Source organism: Rickettsia asembonensis (assembly GCF_000828125.2).
Classification (GTDB): Bacteria; Pseudomonadota; Alphaproteobacteria; order Rickettsiales; family Rickettsiaceae; genus Rickettsia; species Rickettsia asembonensis.
In genome coordinates this window covers 1-17,731 of the sequence record NZ_JWSW01000029.1, presented here as the reverse complement: position 1 = coordinate 17,731, position 17,731 = coordinate 1, and the positions used below count along the sequence as shown (strand labels likewise).

The window sequence follows — 17,731 nt, the reverse complement described above, 5'->3', positions numbered from 1 at the left end:
TTATCTCTCAACACTTCTTTATAACACTAGACATAGCACTAAATCCACTTATAGATGCTGGCATCATATTACTGAGGCTAGCTATGAATTCCTTAACTCGACAGTTACTTAGAATAAAATAAGCAAGAAAGATATAGCCAAACTGAGCAAATGCGATTGTCCCAAAAATGAACATATAATCTTTAATAATTATACCTAATACTTCATCAAACTGTAGTTTTACGATAAAGCCCATTATAAATAAGGGAATTATATAGATAAACAATCACAATATTTTTGCAACAAATGCTTCTATCTTGAAAGCTAATCCAATTGCAATCTCAGCACAAAATTTTGAGGATATAAAGCCTAAGATAATACTACTAAATACGATTTTATCATTAGAAATAATATTAGGAAAATTAAGTAACCATAAAGGCTTTAAACTATCATTTTCTATAGGAGAGATCATTGATAAATCGAATTGACATATGTATATACCTACATAATGACTTATGAAAGTAGAACAAAAATTAGACCCACATACTAGTAATAATATTAAGAAAACTATACGTGTTACATCTTTGGCTAGCATTACAACAGATTTAAAAAGTAAGCCAAAAATAATTAAAGGAAGAAATAATCCAATTATAGATTTAATAGATAGACTTATTGAATATAATAACCTTTTTACTTCTAAACTCATTAGTGGGTTGAATAATATGATAGCTATGATAATAGCCATTAAAATAAGTGGCATTTTACGAAACATAAAACTTACCTAATAATAATTAGTTAATTTAAAGGGGTGGATATAATTAAAAGAAAGATATAGAGATATTGTTACCGGCTTGAACCGGTTGTAGTAGTAAAGAAAGACTGGAAAGTTAATATTTGCATATTCATAAATTCAATATACAGTTATTATAGAGAGAAAAATTAGTGTTGCAATACTTTTCTAGAAGTTCTTTGGGAGGTATTGCTAATTAAAAGCAGAGTAGTTAATAAATTAACGTCACTGCGAGGAAAATTACAGAGTAATTTGATGAAACAATTTTTCGAGTGTCACCCCGTGGCTTGACCACGGGATCCAGTTAAAATTATTATATTTATTGTTTTTATGGCCCCCGTGGTCAAGCAAACTAGGTAACAGAGTGGTCTTACTGGTCCACGCAACAATGCCAGAGGTCTTGTTGCATGGCCCAAAAAAAACGTACGATGTCATTCCCGCGTAGGCGGGAATCCAGCATAAAGCGAGCTTTTAATTTTAAAAACTTGCCGTATTTATGTTTTTTTACTGGATTCCCGCCGTTACTGGAATGACATAAACGAGCTATGCAACAACGCCAATGCCATGCGTGAATGACATAAAACGAGCATTTACCTATCTTCGTAACAACTACTACACCTCTTCAGATTGTTCTAATCCCTCTTCCTCTAATTCACTATCTTCTTCGCTTTCAGAAGTTTCAGCAATTAAAGAGACAGATACGACTTTTTCACCGTCATCTAGCTTAAATAGGATTACGCCGCTAGTATTACGTCCCGTAATACGCACTGACTCAAGTTTACAACGAATTAACTTACCGCTATTGGTGATCAGCATTAGCTCATCATCCATTTTAACCGGCATAACACCGACGACTAAACCGGTTTTGTCGTTAATATCCATATTGATTATACCGCTGCCGCCACGGTCAGTAATTCTATAGCCATAAGCCGAGCTTCTTTTACCAAAACCGTTCTCTGTAACCGTCAAGATAAATTCTTCGGAATTTGCCATTTCTAAAATAGAATCTGCAGTCAAAGTTACACTTAACTCTTCAAGGTTAAACTCCTCACCTTTAGCAATCTCAAGCCTTTTTTCCCATGGCACTGTTAAATAAGCATCTCTATCCTCTTTTGTACTGCTAATGCCTTTAAGCACAGTCATAGAAATTACGGAATCCTCCTTGGCAAGTTTCATACCTCGTACTCCGTCGGAAGTACGGCTCTTAATAACACGCAGCGATTCAACAGGGAATCTTAAAGTTTTACCGGCTTTGGTGGCAAGTAAAATATGCTCGTCTTCTTTACATGGTTTTACGTCTATTAATTTATCGTCCTCATCAAGCCTAATAGCAATTTTACCGTTCGACTGAATCTTTTTGAAATCTAATAAATCGCTTCTTCTGATATTACCCTTAGCAGTTGCAAACATAATATTTAAATTATCCCACTCATCCTGATTTTCAGGTAGCGGCATAATATTTGTAATATGCTCATTTTCTTTCAACGGTAATATATTAACCATTGGTCTTCCTTTACCTTGCGGATTACTTAAAGGTAATTTATACAGTTTTAAACTATAAACCTGACCTATATTTGAGAAGAACAACATTGGCGTATGAGTACTACCGACAAAAACTTGCGTGGTAATATCTTCATCACGCATTGAAAGCCCTGATCTTCCTTTACCGCCGCGTTTTTGCGAACGATAGCTACTTAGAGGTACACGCTTAATATACCCCCCAAGCGTTACGGTTACTACCATTTCTTCACGCTGAATTAAATCTTCTATATCTTGATCAAATTCACCGAATTCAATTGAAGTAAGACGAGGAGTCGCAAATTCTTCTTTAACTTTAATTAGCTCTTCCTTTAAAATCTCAAGTAACCTTGTACGAGAGCCAAGTATATTAAGGTACTCGGCAATTTCCGTAGCGAGATTCTTTAAATCCTCTTCAAGTTTGTTTTTCTCCATAGCGGTTAGACGTTGTAGCCTCATTTCTAAGATTGCCTTAGCTTGCACCTCAGTAAAGCTACATTTGCCTTGCTCATTTAACATTGCTTTATCATCAACTAGCTTCACAAGCGGTAGAATATTTAACGCATCCCAGCTGCGTGCCATTAATTCCTGTTTAGCTGCATTCGGGTCATTTGAAGCTTTAATAATACGTATTATTTCATCGATATTACTAACGGCAATGGTTAACCCTAGTAAAATATGTGCTCTATCTCTTGCTTTATTGAGTAAATATATAGTACGGTTAGTAATTACCACTTCCCTAAAACTAACGAAAGCTGCAATTACTTCTTTCAAATTCATCACTTTCGGTAGCCCGTCTTTAAGAGCAAGCATAATAACACCAAAGCTAGTTTGTAGCTGCGTACATGCGTATATTTGATTTAAGACTACTTCAGCAACTACATCTTTCTTTAACTCAATAAAAATTCTTACACCGTTTTTATTCGATTCGTCACGTAAATCACTTATACCCTCAATACGTTTCTCTTTAACCATCTCAGCAATCTTTTCAACAAGCCTTGCTTTATTTACCATATACGGTATTTCGGTAATAATAATTGCTTGACGGCTATTACCGATATTCTCAATCTCGGCTCGACCTCGCATAATTATACTACCTCTACCGGTAAGATATGCCGATCTAATACCGCTAATGCCTAAAATCATTGAGCCTGTAGGAAAATCCGGTCCTTTAACAATTTCGAGTAAATCTAATATTTCTATATCGTTATTATCTATATATAAACAACAAGCATCGATAACCTCACCTAAATTGTGCGGAGGGATATTAGTTGCCATACCGACCGCAATACCTCCGCTACCGTTAACCAATAAATTAGGAAACATTGCAGGAAGTACGGAAGGCTCTTCTTCAGAACCATCGTAATTAGGGTTAAAGCTGACAGTCTCTTTATCGATATCCTCGACAAGCTTATGCGAAACTTTGGCCATTCGAGATTCGGTATATCTCATTGCCGCCGCCGCATCACCATCCATCGAGCCGAAATTACCCTGCCCGTCTACAAGCGGTAAACGTAAGGAAAAATCTTGTGCCATACGTACTAACGAGTCGTAAATAGCACTGTCACCGTGCGGATGGTATTTACCCATCACGTCACCGACAATTCTTGCAGATTTTCTATAAGGTTTGCTAGCATGATTACCGGCTTCATGCATAGAATAGATAATTCGGCGATGCACCGGCTTTAAGCCGTCCCGAACATCCGGTATAGCTCTACTTACTATAACACTCATAGCATAATCAAGATAAGATACTTTCATCTCATCTTCGATATTTACCGGTACTAAATTAGAAAAATTTTGATCAGTCACGATTATTTAGCCTTAAATTTAATGAATTATCTTTAATTATAGAGACATAATAAATTTCTTTCAAGGATTGCTTGTATTTATAATCGTGGCATTGTTTTAAGCTACCGATGTCATTCCTGCGAAAGCAGGAATCTAGTACTTTTAGCTGTCACCCCGTGGTCAAGCCGGCGTTGTTGCATGGCTTGATTTTTCTCCTGTCATCCCGTGATTTATTCATGGGATCCAGTTAAAAATATCAATATTATTAATATTTTTAGTTGTTTTTCTGGATACCGTGGTCAAGCCATGGCATGACATCGAAGGCGTTTTTTGAGCCATGCAACAAGGCTGGCGGGGCCACGGGATGACAAAGTCGATTCCCGCTTTTAGCTAGGAATGACATAAACAAGTCATACAATAAAGTCTTTAGTCGCTCACAATGACGATATCAACCGCTTCTAGGCAATGATATAATCGTAAAAGTTAACAAACTTTATTTATATATTAGAATTATTTTATACTTTCTAAATATAATGAACGTTGCTCTATTCTTTTTATATCATCTAATGTTACCTGTTCTTCTAACCTTTGTTTAAACTTAGCTCTTAGTTTAGTAAACTCAGCTCCATTTTGTGACAGACGTGAGGAGCGAAGCCTATAATAATAGGCGAAAGGGCAGACAACGAAGCACAAAGTGGGGATCAGTTTACTATAATCTTTATTTTTCTTAGAAATTGGTAATATTTTAGATAATAATTTATTATTTTTATTGAACATGTAATTGCTCCCGATTGATTAAACTTAAATTGCTTAAGTTTCAACCACCGAAGATTTTAACCTTGGGTGGTTGGAGCGTTCAAAGAACCGTCACAGAACAGTTATAATAGCTTTTAGGTTTAAAGTTTGCACTTTAAACCCTGAACATAGCTAAAATCACCCCAACCATGACAAAGTTGAGGAGCATTTTTAAATGGATAATGCTAACCATCTGTGATAAAGGGTTTTGAAACCCCAGAATAACGCTACCGCTATTCTTGCAAGAGATTTTACTCAGTTTTTTTGAAAAGTCAATTAGCTATCCATGTCATTCCTGCGTGGATCGGTTTTTTCGTCATTGCGAGGAGATTACGTAAGTAATTGACGAAGTAATCCAGTAAAAAATTCTGATTTACAGAATTTTTTTAATTATTTTCTAGATTGCCGCATCACTTCGCTCCTCGCAATGACGACTTGGGTATCCACGCGGGCAATGCCCCGCAGGAACGATATATTAGTCGCTTGCAATGCCATATTTTATTTACTTTTCTCTTCCTGCTGTTTATACCAGAGTTCTGCGTAATAGCATTTGTGCTGTAGCAAGGTTTTATGGTTGCCTCGTTCTACTATATAGCCGTTATCTAAAACGATAATCTCGTCTGCATCGATAATAGTTGATAGTCTATGAGCAATGATAAGAGTAGTATGGCGTGCCGAGATCTCTTTAAGGCTTGCTTGAATTAGCTTTTCAGTTTTAGTATCAAGCGAGCTAGTGGCTTCGTCAAAAACATATATTGCTGGATTTTTTAGGATGGTTCTTGCAATTGCAATACGCTGTTTTTCACCGCCTGAAAGTTTTAAACCTCTCTCGCCTACCTGCGTCTCATACCCTTCAGGCAGCGTGCTGATAAACTCATGAATATGAGCATTTTTTGAGGCTGCTATAACTTCGTCATAGCTTGCTGCATTATTACCGTATGCGATGTTGTAATATATCGTATCGTTAAATAGTACGGTATCTTGCGGAACAATCCCGATAGATTTACGTAGCGACGCCTGCGTGACTTCTCGTATATCTTGATTATCTATAGTAATGCTACCGCTATTAATATCGTAAAATCTGAACAGCAAACGTGATATAGTTGATTTCCCTGCCCCGCTACTACCTACCACCGCTAAAGTTTTACCGCTTCCTATCGTAAAACTTATATTATGCAAAATCGGACGTTCCTGATTATAAGCAAAACTAACATTATCGAAACTAACCTCACCTTTTGAGATAATTAACTCCTTAGCATTCACAGCATCCTCTACTTTTGCCGGTATATCTAAAAGATTAAACATATCTTCCATACTAACTAGGGCGTTTTTAATTTCTCTATAAGCAAAGCCAAGTATTGAAAGCGGAATTGATAGCTGAAACAAGTAAGTATTAACCATTATTAAATCGCCAACAGTCATTTTATTTTGGTCAATAGCATTTGCCGAAAGTATCATAAGGCTAACAAGCCCTAAGGATATTATAACATCCTGCCCGATATTTAAAATCGATAGGCTGTTAGTAGTTTTAGTGGCTGATTTTTCATAAGTTTGTAAAGCTTCATTAAACTTATCCGCCTCATATTCTTCATTACCGAAATATTTCACGGTTTCAAAATTCAACAAACTATCGATTGCTCTATTATTGGCAGTGTTATCGCTTTGATTCATTTCCCTTACAAAAGAAATACGCCAAGTACTGATTAGGAAAGTATAACCGACATAAACTATCATTGTTATTAAAATAGTTACGGCAAACCAAATACCGTACACATACCATAACATCCCGCTTACAAGTATAATTTCTACACTTGTCGGAAAAATATTAAATAATGAATAACGCAGCACCGCTTCAATACCTTTAGTACCACGCTCTATTGACCTACTTAAGCCTCCTGTTTTCCGAGTAATATGAAAACGCATACTTAAATTATACATGTGCTTAAAGACATTTAGAGCAACTAAGCGAGTCGCCTGATGTCCTACTTTTGAGAAAATAATATTTCGCAGCTCACTAAATATTTGTACCAATATTTTTGTTCCACCATATGCAACAATAATCCCTATAATAACCGAAAGAGCAAAATTTTTATTTAGCCCATCTATTATATATTTATAAACAATCGGAACGAAAATATTTATTACTTTAGCTATGACTAGACAAATAAGAGACGTAACAATACGCAGGCGTATATCAAAATCCTTTGACCATAAATAAGACAGAAGTAAATAGAATGAATTTTTATGATTGTTGTTTTTGGACATTTTTGGAGTTTTTGTGAATGTAATTTATTGTAGTATTCTATGTCATTCCAGCGTGACATTGTTGCGTGGATCGGTTTTCCGTCATTGCGAGGAAAATTACGAAGTAATTGGAAGCAATCCAGTAAAAAATTCTGGTTTACAGAATTTTTTTAATTATTTTTCTGGATTGCCACGTCGCTTCACTCCTCGCAATGACGATTTGGCACCCAGACAACAACGTCTTCCCACCTACGCGGGAATGATATAGAACTAGTCCTTTCGTTTCTTATGCCCCAGCTGCAGGTGAAGTCTTCTTCGGCTGATTTTCTAACAACTTATCTAGCCTTCCCTCTTTTTCAAGATCAAACAGAGCATCACAACCTCCAACACGTATATTATCTATAAATATCTGCGGGACGGTCTTTTTTCCAGCGGATTTCTTAATAAATTTTTCTTTCTCTTCCTGAGTAAAATTACTTACTTCAATTTCCTCATAAACAACATTTTTCTCATCAAGCAATGCTTTAGCTTTTATACAATAAGGACAACTAGCGAGAGTATAAATAATAATTGTGTGTAATATAGCTTTATTCATAATATTATATTTTTTTGTTAGATTTTAATATATTATCTTAAACTATAGTTTTTAAAGCAAGTAAAAATACATGAATAATTTTTCTATTATCTCAGAATATAAACCGGCAGGCGATCAACCAAAAGCAATAGATGAAATTATAGCAGGGTTAAATAGTAAAAAACGCTCACAAATGTTGCTTGGTATTACGGGGTCAGGCAAAACTTTTACTATGGCGAATATTATAGAGAGAACTAATCGCCCTACTCTGATAATGGCACATAATAAAACTTTAGCTGCTCAAATTTATTCAGAAATGAAGTCGATTTTTCCAAAGAACGCCGTTGAGTATTTTGTCTCATATTATGATTATTACCAGCCCGAAGCTTATATAGCACGTACCGATACTTTTATAGAAAAAGACTCATCAATTAACGAGCAGATTGATTTAATGCGTCATTCTGCTACAAGATCATTATTAGAGCGTCGTGACGTTATAGTAGTTTCTTCCGTTTCCTGTATTTACGGGCTTGGCTCTCCTGATTTGTATTATCAGATGACGGTTAATCTAGAACCTGGTAAAAGCTATCCTCGTGATAAACTACTAAATGATTTGATAAATCTGCAATATGAGCGTAATGACATCGGGTTTGAGCGCGGCTGCTTTCGGGTTAAAGGCGATAACATCGATATTTTCCCCTCACATTATAGCGATAAAGCTTGGCGTTTATCATTTTTCGGTAATGAACTTGAATATATACATGAATTTGATCCCCTAACGGGCGAGAAACTTGCTAAGCTCGATAAAGCTATGGTTTTTGGTAATTCACATTTCGTGATGCCGCAAGAAACGGTAAATAGTGCCATATCAGGCATTGAAGAAGAATTACAAAAACGCTTAGAGTTCTTAAAGTCGCAAGATAAACCGCTTGAAACTCAAAGGCTAAATCAACGTACTCAATATGATCTTGAAATGTTAATGGAAACAGGCAGCTGTAAAAGCGTTGAAAATTATTCGAGATTCTTTACCGGTCGTAATGCCGGTGAGCCGCCACCGACATTATTCGAGTATTTGCCGGAAGATGCGTTATTATTTGTTGATGAAAGCCACGTATCCGTACCACAAATTAGAGCGATGTATAACGGTGATCGAGCAAGAAAAGAAGTATTGGTAGAGCATGGGTTTCGTCTGCCTTCTGCTCTTGATAACAGACCTTTAAAATTTGAAGAATGGGAAAAATTTAGACCGCAAACCGTTTTTGTATCAGCAACCCCGGGACCGTTTGAGCTAGAAGAAACCGGAGGCACTGTAGTAGAGTTGATTATCAGACCTACGGGACTGCTTGATCCCGAATGTATTATAAAGCCGGCCACCAATCAGGTTGAAGATTTAATTAGCGAGATTCAAGCCACTATAGCTAAAGGTTTTCGTATTCTAGTCACCACCTTAACTAAAAAAATGGCAGAAGATTTAACCGCCTATTTGCAGGAGCTAAAATATAAAACCTCTTATTTACATTCTAACGTTCATACGCTTGAGCGTATCGAGATTTTACGAGATTTACGGCAAGGTACTATCGATATTTTAGTCGGTATTAATCTACTTCGGGAGGGGCTTGATATTCCTGAATGCGGCTTAGTTGCTATACTTGATGCAGACAAAGAGGGATTTTTACGGTCTGAAGTATCGTTAATACAAACAATCGGAAGAGCTGCAAGAAATAGTGAAGGCAGAGTTATACTTTATGCTGATAAAATGACTAAATCTATCGATAAAGCTCTTAGTGAAACATTGCGTAGAAGGCAAATTCAGCAGGAATATAATGAAAAGCACGGCATAATTCCAAAAACTATTAACCATGCTATCCATGCTTTAGCAGAACTTGAGAAAGTTGATAGTAAGCTTGATAAAAAACAAGCTCATACTTTATTTGATAACCCTGCTAAGTTAAAAGCCCATATTGAAAAATTAAAGAAAGACATGCTTAAAGCCGCAAGTAATCTTGAATTTGAACAAGCCGCCAAACTTCGTGATCAGCTAAAAACTCTAGAAGAGGCAGCACTTGAGTTGAGCTAAACCCGATTGTCACCTCGTGGCCCCGCCAGCCTTGTTGCATGGCTCGGTTTTTGTGTTGTCATCCCGTGATTTATTCACGGGATCCAGTTAAAAATACTAATAATATTAGTATTTTTAGTTGTTTTACTGGATACCGTAGTCAAGCCACGGTATGACACCCAGCAGGTTTTTCGATCCACACAACAACGCCCATTAACAACACTTAAAACTTCTTCTATGATACGGTGATAGGCCGTGTATATTAATAGCTTCGATATGTTCTTTTGTACCGTAGCCGGAATTTTTGTGCCATAAATATTGTGGGAATTCAGTACTTAAATCTAGCATCAAACGATCCCTAGTAACTTTTGCAACAATAGAAGCCGCAGCAATCGATAACGATAAATTATCACCGTTAACTATACTAACAAATCTTTCATCATTAAACTGCATATTGCCGTCGACCAAAACTATCTCCGGCTTAAGGCTAAGATTTGCCGCAGCAACAGAGCAAGCTTTTTTAGTCGCTTCTAATATATTAATTTCATCAATTTCGGTATGAGAAATAATAGCAGTTGCCCAAACATAATTACTAGTTATTTGCTCATATAATAACTCTCTCTTCTTTTTAGAAAGTTTTTTAGAATCTTTAATACCCGGTATAATATTAGCGTTATCTATTATAACGGCACTTGCGACTACCGGACCTGCTAGCGGTCCTCTACCTGCTTCATCTATACCTGCTACAATATAGTTATGATATTTTTTTTCAAAATGTAATAGATCTACTTCCATAATTGTATTTTTTTAATTTTTAATGTATACTCGTTTAATTTGAAAAATTGATATCGCTGCATGGCTCATGTATGTCATTCCCGCGAAAGCGGGAATGACATACATGAGCCATGCAACAAAATCTAAAATAATATAAAATTATACAGTGCAAAATTATTTTCAATTATTAGGACTTCCGCAAGATTATAATATTGATTTAAAGATATTAGAAAAGCAATATTTTGCTATGCAGGTAAAATATCATCCCGATAAAGCAAAAACTTTACAGGAAAAGGAACAAAATCTAATTACTGCGGCTGAATTAAATAACGCTTATTCTACTCTTAAAGATGCCTTAAAGCGTGCTGAATATATGCTGCTTTTGCAAAATATAAATTTGAATGACGAAAAGACACGTAGTTTACTTTCGCCTCTAGAATTAAGCATATTCTGGGATGAAATGGAAATAATCGAAAATACAATCTTATTTAGTGATTTAGAAAAAATAAAAGACAAATATGAATTAATGAAAAAGCTTGAGATTGATTCTTTAAAACAAGCTTTTGAAGAACAAAATCTATCAGACGCAACTATAAAAACTAGCAAGCTTAAATATATTGGGACATTACTGCATAAACTGCAAGAAAAAATAAAATCATGCAAATAATAGAAATTAGGGAACCGGAGCAAGCTGATTTTAACCAAGAACGACAAATAGCAGTCGGTATCGATTTTGGCACTACTAACTCATTAATAGCTATTGCAACTAATAGAAAAGTTAAAGTTATTAAATCTAGAGATGATAAAGAACTAATTCCAACTACTATAGATTTTACAAATAAAAATTTTATAATAGGTAATAATAAAGGGTTGCGTTCTATTAAAAGACTATTCGGTAAAACATTAAAAGAAATTCTGAATACTCCGGCACTTTTTTCTTTAGCTAAAGATTATATCGACATAGATATAGTCAATTCAGTTGGATTTGGATACAAGGAGCAAGGAACGAAGCCTATAACTAATAGGAGAGCGACGAGTGACGATGTATGCGAGTCCAAATCAATTGACTATAGTAGTGAGCTTAAGCTAAATTTTGCTAATCAGAAGATGCGAATTCCTGAGATTGCAGCAGAAGTTTTTATTTACCTAAAAAATCAAGCAGAAGAACAATTAAAGACTAATATAACTAAAGCAGTTATAACCGTACCTGCACATTTTAACGATGCAGCAAGAGGCAAAGTAATGCTTGCGGCTAAAATAGCAGGTTTTGAAGTATTAAGGCTAATTGCCGAACCTACTGCAGCTGCCTATGCTTATGGCTTAAACAAAAATCAAAGCGGTTGTTATTTAGTATATGACCTAGGCGGCGGCACTTTTGACGTATCTATTCTTAATATACAAGAAGGCATTTTTCAAGTTATAGCAACAAACGGCGATAATATGCTTGGTGGCGACGATATAGATGTAGTAATTACACAATATCTTTGCAATAAATTTGATTTACCTAATTCTATAAATACTTTACAACTTGCAAAAAAAGCAAAAGAAACTTTAACATATAAAGATAGTTTTAATAATGACAATATATCAATTAATAAGCAAACATTGGAGCAATTAATTTTATCTTTAGTAGAACGTACTATCAATATAGCTAAAGAATGTTTAGAACAAGCAGGAAATCCAAATATAGACGGAGTTATTTTAGTAGGAGGTGCAACCCGCATTCCTTTAATAAAAGACGAATTATATAAAGCATTTAAAGTAGATATTCTATCAGATATTGATCCTGATAAAGCAGTTGTATGGGGGGCTGCATTACAAGCAGAAAATTTAATAGCACCCCATACAAATTCATTATTGATTGATGTAGTACCTTTATCGCTGGGTATGGAATTATATGGCGGTATAGTTGAAAAAATCATTATGCGTAATACTCCGATTCCTATTTCGGTAGTAAAAGAATTTACGACTTATGCCGATAATCAAACCGGCATACAATTTCATATATTGCAAGGCGAACGTGAAATGGCTGTAGATTGCCGTAGCTTGGCTCGATTTGAGTTAAAGGGACTTCCTCCTATGAAAGCAGGAAATATTAGAACCGAAATTACTTTTGCTATTGATGCAGACGGTATATTATCCGTTTCTGCTTATGAGAAAATCAGCAATACATCACATACTATAGAAGTAAAGCCAAATCACGGTATTGATAAAACGGAGATTGATATTATATTAGAAAACGCTTATAAAAATGCTAAAATAGATTATACTACAAGATTATTACAAGAAGCAGTAATTGAAGCAGAGGCTTTAATCTTTAGCATAGAACGTGCTATAGCAGAATTAACAGCTTTATTATCGGAAAGTGAGATATCTATAATTAATTCTTTATTAGATAATATAAAAGAAGCCGCTCACGCTAGAGATCGGATCTTAATTAACAATTCTATTAAAGAATTTAAATCCAAAATAAAAAAATCTATGAATACAAAGTTTAATATAATAATTAATGATTTGCTAAAAGGCAAAAATATCAATCAAATTAAATAACCTCAGTTATATATAAAATATTATATATAATCGAACTAATTTAGATAAGGAAAAATAAGAAGAATGTCAGGAAAAATAAAAGTAACATTTATTGTAAATGATGGAGAAGAAAAAACTGTAGAAGCACCTATAGGGCTTTCCATTTTAGAAATTGCCCATAGTAACGATCTAGACCTTGAGGGAGCTTGTGAAGGATCGCTTGCTTGTGCTACTTGTCACGTTATTTTAGAAGAAGAATTTTACAACAAATTAAAAAAAACTACGGAAGCAGAGGAAGATATGCTTGACTTAGCCTTTGGTCTTACCGATACTTCTAGATTGGGATGCCAAATTATTTTAACCGAAGAATTAGATGGCATAAAAGTACGCCTTCCTTCTGCTACTCGTAATATAAAATTATAATGGATTAAAAAAGTGATACGTAAAATACTTCTTTTTGTGTTTTTAGCCTTTACTATAATATGGTTTGCAACTGCATATACTATAAAAAATAACGTTGTAAGTTTAATTAAGAATTCTGAATCCGATAATCTTAAAATATCTTATAATGCAGTTAAGTTTTCAGGCTATCCTTTTAATTGGAAAATTACCGTAACGAATCCTAAAGTAAAATTAATTGATCATGTAAATTCTAAAGAATTTACCAGTGAAAATATTGTCCTAAATATAGCTTTTAGTACTAAAAGAGCTGCTCTTAATTTCGGTCCTTTTATTAGAGAAGTCGATAATTACGGTGATAAAACATTTACCTATGATGTACGCAGCGATGATGACATAAAAGGCATAGGGAAATTTAATAAACCTTTATATAAAATATCAAAAGATGATAATTTAAAAGAAATATTAAAATCAATTCAGTTAAATAATAAAGCGTTATCGATATTTAAAGATAATCAAGAAATCTTTAAAATTAATGATTTAGCATTTCTTATAAGAAAACAGAATTTGGCAACTGAGGAAAATATATCCTTATTTTTAAATATGAATTATTATTCAGAAAAAGATATTTTGAATTTTAAAAATGCTAATTTAGATATTGCTGCTTCTTTAAAATTCGCTGAAGACGGAGAAGATTCAGCTATTTTACAAAATTTTAATATAGAAAGATTTATTTTTACTTGTGATAATGATTCTAAAGTTAATTTAAACGGTGCTTTACAATTCTTTGCCAATAAATTACCGGAAGGAAAACTATATTTTGAGCTGGAAAATTATAATTTCATAGTTGATAAATTATTACCGAATAATATTATTTTTTCTAAGAAAATAATTAAAACAATTATTGCTAAAGCAATTAATAAAGCTTCCGACGAGCAATTAAATATAGATCAAAATGATGTAAATTCGGCTTACAACAATATAGAAAAAGCTAAGTTTGATATTGAGTTTTCAGATAAAGGAATAAATATCGGTTCTATTAATTTATTAGAACTAAAACTTGGTGAACATAAAGAAGACCAAAACACTGAAAATAATTCAAATTAGTTTTATGAATAATTTTAAACTAGCTACTATTATTAGCATATTTCTTATTTGCAGTAATATTTATGCTGCTCCAAAAGTCATTAAAATCGGTACCGGCTCTATTTTAAAAGGATATTATGCTATTGGACTTGATTTATGCAAGACTATTACAAATGATGATAAAAATAATGAACATATTAAATGTGAAGTTGTTGCAACAAACGGCAGTATAGAAAATTTAAAATTATTACAACAAGGCAAAATTGATTTAGCTCTAGTACAAGCTAATATTGCAGTAGAAGCATATGAGGGCATAGGTTATTATCACGATCAAGAAAAAATGCAAAATTTACGTCAGGTACTTAATCTACATGATGAGTTTTTTACGGTTATTGTAAAAGATGAGGATAAAATAAAAGTTTTTGCTGATATTGACGGAAAAAAAATAACTAACGGTCCGGCATTTTCCAGTAGTAATATTACTTATGATGCCATACGTTCTTTATATAAATTTTCTAAAGAACCTGAAGAGCTACATATTAATTATGAAGATTCTATTGATAAATTCTGTAATAAGGAAATAGATGCCATAATAATGATGGTTGGACACTCTAACCACTTAGTAAATTTAATAGCTAATAAGTGTGAAGTTGATTTCGTTTCAATTGAAAATGATAAAATAGCAGAATTAATAAAACAAAATAGAGCGTTTCATAAAGCTATACTTCACAAGGGCTTATATCCAGGGATTACCAATGATCAAACTACAATAAAAGTATCCGCAATCCTAGTAACTAGAGATGAGGCGAATCGTGATATTTTAGATAAATTTATTGGAGCTTTTCATAGAAACGTAGCAAATTTTAAACTTTCTAATTACTTATTAAATAACCTCGATATTAATTATTTTGCCGATACTAAAAATTTTGTTCTACCAAAACATGATTCAGTAAGAAATAAAAACTAGCAATATCTTATGTCTGAAAATACTATATTTAAAAATATACTTATACCTATAGATTTAAATGATAAAAAATCTATAAAAGGTATTCTTTCTAAGGCTTTAATGCTTGCAACGAACTTTCAAGCAAAATTACATTTTATGTATGTAATTCCTGAATTCGGTACGAAAATGTTTGAAGATTATTTACCTAAAAATTGGAAAACGGAGAAAAAAGAAAAGTATCAAACTCAAATTAAAGAGCTTATCAAACAATATATTCCTGATGAAATTGAAACAGATTATTATATAGGTAACGGTGCCGTTTATGATGAAATAATTAAGCACTCTAATGAAATTAAAGCCGATTTAATAATAATCTCTGCAGTCAGACTACAATTAAAAGATTATATGCTTGGACCTAATGCTTCTAAAATCGTCCGTCATTCAGATATATCAGTTTTAGTAGTAAGAGACGAGTAATAAGTATTATTTATGGTTCTTCGTCATTCCCGCAAGGCATTGCCTGCGTGGACCTGCTTTTCCGTCTGAGCTAAGAAGAATTACGTAGTAATTCAACGAAGCAAGGAAGAAAAAAAATTCTGTAAATCAGAATTTTTTTATTATTTTTTCTGGATTGCAGCAAAGCTTTGCTCCTCGCAAGGCATTGTTGCGTGGATCAATTTCACCTCTGTCATCCCGTGGCTTGACCACGGGATCCAGTTAAAAATACTAAAATATTAGTATTTGTTATTGTTTTTATGGACCACGGGGTGACACAGTAGGTTTTACCGATCCACGCAACAATACCACGCGGGATGACATTCATTAACTTACATGGAATAATAATAACTTACAATTTCACTTTCAATTTTACAAATCCTTGGTGACTTTGATATTTCTTCTGTAAGTGGCAGTTATACTATAAAGTCACACTTATATTACCTTTTTCAGTTAAAACGCTAGCACCGATATTATAACCGACTTTAGACTGCTTTGGTAATGCGATAGTTTCATTAACTTCTCTATCTTTCCATTTTACTTTAGCATTAAGTTTTTTACTCTTATTGTTAAAGTAATTTTCTACAGAAACTTGAAGTACTGGTGTAATACTGAAACCTTCAGCTATCTTTTGCGGAGCTAAAGCTACGCTGCCACCTAAAATACCGCTCCATAAATGCTGCTTTTTAGAAGCAATACTCAAATGCTGAATACCTACGTCGCTTTCTTGATAAGAACCGTCTTTAGAGTGACCGTATCTTATACCAAGATTTGGAGTAAGAGTAATACCGCCGTTCATAAGATGATTATAACTTAATAAGGTTTCAAAGTTATAATTATTATTCTTATATTTACCGATTGCAATAGTACCTAAACGATTGATTTTACTCTTTACTATATTATGATTGTAAGCAAACATAGCTTGGATCATAAAGTTTTTCGGTAACTCTTTTTGACCATATAGAGCTAATATATGGCTATCAACGGTAGTATTTGACCTGCTACCGCTAGATTTAAACTTTGAATCTAGTTTAGTATAAGCAATACCGACTAAATCTTTAAAGTTGTCAGAACCGACGTCAAAACCTATAGTACCGCCTGAAGCATGACCTCTATAACCGCTAGTCCCTTTTTGCTTATTAGTACCGATAGTACCTGCAATCCAAAGACCTTTATCTAACACTTTCTCATCTTCATCACCCGCAGCAACTGCAGCACTAGAGAACATTCTATGCGATATAATATTGCGGCTCATTTGAGTGATAATACCATGAATCGGATTATATATTGCTCCCATCATTTCTTCGTCTTGTTTTACTGCATTTTGCATTTCTGCAACTTCAGCAGCTTCAACTCTTACGGCTTCAGCAATTCTTGCTTTTTCTGCCTCCTTTACTTCTTCTTGTGCAGCTAGTTCTACTTTTTCTTGCTCTTCTGGAAGTGTTGAGAGATAAGGAATTAAGCAGAGAATTACAGGAAGGATATTTTTTTGGAAAAATTTGTGTTTAAATTTAAGATAAATTTTGGTTAGTATATACAAAATTAGTAGAAATTTTGTTACTATCTATGCGTTATCTATGATAATATTAGCTACCCGTTAAAACGGTTAATCGTTTCAAATTAAAACATATAGCCTTCATAAATTCAGAGAATTGATTTTTGACAATACCAATATATCTGACACGTTTATTATCTTGTGAAAATACTCTTTTAAAGGTGCTCTAATTTTTGTATAATATTTATCAAGGTCAAAAT

Annotated in this window: 20 protein-coding genes; 9 read left to right on the top strand and 11 right to left on the bottom strand. The window is 33.8% G+C overall.

Features of this window, described 5'->3' with window-relative positions:
• Positions 1 to 265: 265 nt before the first annotated feature.
• Positions 266 to 451, bottom strand: coding sequence for a hypothetical protein (locus SB78_RS11955; protein ID WP_052458491.1), 186 nt, complete (start codon positions 449 to 451; stop codon positions 266 to 268).
• A gap of 43 nt (positions 452 to 494) precedes the next feature.
• On the opposite strand from SB78_RS11955, the gene SB78_RS11950 reads away from it, so the two are divergent.
• Positions 495 to 764, top strand: a complete 270-nt coding sequence (locus tag SB78_RS11950; protein WP_041078853.1) for a hypothetical protein — start codon at positions 495 to 497, stop codon at positions 762 to 764.
• Positions 765 to 1,009: 245 nt separating this feature from the next.
• Here the strand turns inward: SB78_RS11950 and SB78_RS09685 are convergent, their stop codons facing one another.
• Positions 1,010 to 1,204, bottom strand: coding sequence for a hypothetical protein (locus SB78_RS09685; protein ID WP_158510100.1), 195 nt, complete (start codon positions 1,202 to 1,204; stop codon positions 1,010 to 1,012).
• 177 nt (positions 1,205 to 1,381) lie between these two features.
• Positions 1,382 to 4,099, bottom strand: a complete 2,718-nt coding sequence (gyrA, locus tag SB78_RS04075) for a DNA topoisomerase (ATP-hydrolyzing) subunit A (RefSeq protein ID WP_041078852.1) — start codon at positions 4,097 to 4,099, stop codon at positions 1,382 to 1,384.
• Between the two features lie 107 nt (positions 4,100 to 4,206).
• Between gyrA and SB78_RS11485 the strand changes: the two genes are divergently transcribed.
• Positions 4,207 to 4,329 (top strand): hypothetical protein, encoded by a 123-nt coding sequence (locus tag SB78_RS11485; RefSeq protein WP_277813957.1) that lies wholly within the window; start codon positions 4,207 to 4,209, stop codon positions 4,327 to 4,329.
• On the opposite strand, the gene SB78_RS11945 is transcribed toward SB78_RS11485, so the two are convergent.
• The 4 genes from SB78_RS11945 to grxC form a co-directional block, all read right to left on the bottom strand.
• Positions 4,313 to 4,417, bottom strand: a complete 105-nt coding sequence (locus SB78_RS11945) for a proline/betaine transporter (RefSeq protein ID WP_410524505.1) — start codon at positions 4,415 to 4,417, stop codon at positions 4,313 to 4,315. The genes SB78_RS11485 and SB78_RS11945 overlap by 17 nt on opposite strands.
• Before the next feature lie 171 nt (positions 4,418 to 4,588).
• The gene (locus SB78_RS04070; RefSeq protein WP_410524506.1) at positions 4,589 to 4,780 is read right to left on the bottom strand and encodes a hypothetical protein; all 192 of its coding nucleotides are present in this window, start codon (positions 4,778 to 4,780) and stop codon (positions 4,589 to 4,591) included.
• A gap of 591 nt (positions 4,781 to 5,371) precedes the next feature.
• Complete coding sequence (locus SB78_RS04065) at positions 5,372 to 7,138, bottom strand: ABCB family ABC transporter ATP-binding protein/permease (protein WP_041078850.1); 1,767 nt, start codon at positions 7,136 to 7,138, stop codon at positions 5,372 to 5,374.
• A 265-nt stretch (positions 7,139 to 7,403) separates the two neighbouring features.
• Positions 7,404 to 7,712: a glutaredoxin 3 gene (gene grxC, locus SB78_RS04060; RefSeq protein ID WP_041078849.1), complete on the bottom strand. Its 309-nt coding sequence runs from the start codon at positions 7,710 to 7,712 to the stop codon at positions 7,404 to 7,406.
• 70 nt (positions 7,713 to 7,782) lie between these two features.
• Between grxC and uvrB the strand changes: the two genes are divergently transcribed.
• Complete coding sequence (uvrB, locus tag SB78_RS04055) at positions 7,783 to 9,768, top strand: excinuclease ABC subunit UvrB (RefSeq protein ID WP_041078848.1); 1,986 nt, start codon at positions 7,783 to 7,785, stop codon at positions 9,766 to 9,768.
• A 74-nt stretch (positions 9,769 to 9,842) separates the two neighbouring features.
• Here the strand turns inward: uvrB and SB78_RS10105 are convergent, their stop codons facing one another.
• Together SB78_RS10105 and SB78_RS04050 are read right to left on the bottom strand one after the other, a co-directional pair.
• Complete coding sequence (locus SB78_RS10105) at positions 9,843 to 9,947, bottom strand: palindromic element RPE4 domain-containing protein (protein ID WP_199402767.1); 105 nt, start codon at positions 9,945 to 9,947, stop codon at positions 9,843 to 9,845.
• Between the two features lie 13 nt (positions 9,948 to 9,960).
• Complete coding sequence (locus SB78_RS04050; protein ID WP_041078847.1) at positions 9,961 to 10,542, bottom strand: ribonuclease HII; 582 nt, start codon at positions 10,540 to 10,542, stop codon at positions 9,961 to 9,963.
• A 145-nt stretch (positions 10,543 to 10,687) separates the two neighbouring features.
• Here SB78_RS04050 and hscB point away from each other — a divergent pair, with 145 nt between their 5' ends.
• From hscB to SB78_RS04020, 6 genes are all read left to right on the top strand, one after another.
• On the top strand, positions 10,688 to 11,188 hold the full coding sequence (gene hscB, locus SB78_RS04045) for a Fe-S protein assembly co-chaperone HscB (protein WP_041078846.1): 501 nt from the start codon (positions 10,688 to 10,690) through the stop codon (positions 11,186 to 11,188).
• A complete protein-coding gene (gene hscA, locus SB78_RS04040; protein WP_041078845.1) occupies positions 11,179 to 13,071 on the top strand; it encodes a Fe-S protein assembly chaperone HscA in 1,893 nt (630 codons plus the stop codon). The genes hscB and hscA overlap by 10 nt, the downstream gene beginning before the upstream one ends.
• A 63-nt stretch (positions 13,072 to 13,134) precedes the next feature.
• Positions 13,135 to 13,473, top strand: coding sequence for a ferredoxin family 2Fe-2S iron-sulfur cluster binding protein (locus SB78_RS04035; RefSeq protein WP_041078844.1), 339 nt, complete (start codon positions 13,135 to 13,137; stop codon positions 13,471 to 13,473).
• A 12-nt stretch (positions 13,474 to 13,485) separates the two neighbouring features.
• Positions 13,486 to 14,556 carry an RP198 family tick cell line-upregulated protein gene (locus SB78_RS04030; protein ID WP_041078843.1) on the top strand — a complete coding sequence of 357 codons (1,071 nt, stop codon included), beginning with the start codon at positions 13,486 to 13,488 and terminating at the stop codon, positions 14,554 to 14,556.
• Between the two features lie 4 nt (positions 14,557 to 14,560).
• Entirely contained in the window at positions 14,561 to 15,502 is a 942-nt protein-coding gene (locus tag SB78_RS04025; RefSeq protein ID WP_041078842.1) for a TAXI family TRAP transporter solute-binding subunit, read from the top strand.
• A gap of 9 nt (positions 15,503 to 15,511) precedes the next feature.
• A complete protein-coding gene (locus SB78_RS04020; protein ID WP_011271379.1) occupies positions 15,512 to 15,958 on the top strand; it encodes a universal stress protein in 447 nt (148 codons plus the stop codon).
• Between the two features lie 211 nt (positions 15,959 to 16,169).
• On the opposite strand, the gene SB78_RS11480 is transcribed toward SB78_RS04020, so the two are convergent.
• Complete coding sequence (locus SB78_RS11480) at positions 16,170 to 16,304, bottom strand: hypothetical protein (protein ID WP_277813956.1); 135 nt, start codon at positions 16,302 to 16,304, stop codon at positions 16,170 to 16,172.
• A gap of 93 nt (positions 16,305 to 16,397) precedes the next feature.
• A complete protein-coding gene (locus tag SB78_RS08065) occupies positions 16,398 to 17,516 on the bottom strand; it encodes an autotransporter outer membrane beta-barrel domain-containing protein (RefSeq protein ID WP_241773725.1) in 1,119 nt (372 codons plus the stop codon).
• Between the last annotated feature and the right edge of the window lie 215 nt (positions 17,517 to 17,731).

Excerpts from the sequence above, each read along its gene's own strand:
- hscA (WP_041078845.1), top strand. The coding sequence starts at position 11,179 with ATGCAAATAATAGAAATTAGGGAACCGGAGCAAGCTGATTTTAACCAA.
- SB78_RS09685 (WP_158510100.1), bottom strand. The coding sequence starts at position 1,204 with ATGACATCGTACGTTTTTTTTGGGCCATGCAACAAGACCTCTGGCATT.
- SB78_RS04020 (WP_011271379.1), top strand. The coding sequence starts at position 15,512 with ATGTCTGAAAATACTATATTTAAAAATATACTTATACCTATAGATTTA.
- SB78_RS04050 (WP_041078847.1), bottom strand. The coding sequence starts at position 10,542 with ATGGAAGTAGATCTATTACATTTTGAAAAAAAATATCATAACTATATT.
- grxC (WP_041078849.1), bottom strand. The coding sequence starts at position 7,712 with ATGAATAAAGCTATATTACACACAATTATTATTTATACTCTCGCTAGT.
- uvrB (WP_041078848.1), top strand. The coding sequence starts at position 7,783 with ATGAATAATTTTTCTATTATCTCAGAATATAAACCGGCAGGCGATCAA.
- SB78_RS11480 (WP_277813956.1), bottom strand. The coding sequence starts at position 16,304 with ATGAATGTCATCCCGCGTGGTATTGTTGCGTGGATCGGTAAAACCTAC.
- SB78_RS11955 (WP_052458491.1), bottom strand. The coding sequence starts at position 451 with ATGATCTCTCCTATAGAAAATGATAGTTTAAAGCCTTTATGGTTACTT.
- SB78_RS04065 (WP_041078850.1), bottom strand. The coding sequence starts at position 7,138 with ATGTCCAAAAACAACAATCATAAAAATTCATTCTATTTACTTCTGTCT.
- SB78_RS04035 (WP_041078844.1), top strand. The coding sequence starts at position 13,135 with ATGTCAGGAAAAATAAAAGTAACATTTATTGTAAATGATGGAGAAGAA.
- SB78_RS11485 (WP_277813957.1), top strand. The coding sequence starts at position 4,207 with ATGTCATTCCTGCGAAAGCAGGAATCTAGTACTTTTAGCTGTCACCCC.
- SB78_RS11945 (WP_410524505.1), bottom strand. The coding sequence starts at position 4,417 with ATGGCTCAAAAAACGCCTTCGATGTCATGCCATGGCTTGACCACGGTA.
- SB78_RS04025 (WP_041078842.1), top strand. The coding sequence starts at position 14,561 with ATGAATAATTTTAAACTAGCTACTATTATTAGCATATTTCTTATTTGC.
- SB78_RS11950 (WP_041078853.1), top strand. The coding sequence starts at position 495 with ATGAAAGTAGAACAAAAATTAGACCCACATACTAGTAATAATATTAAG.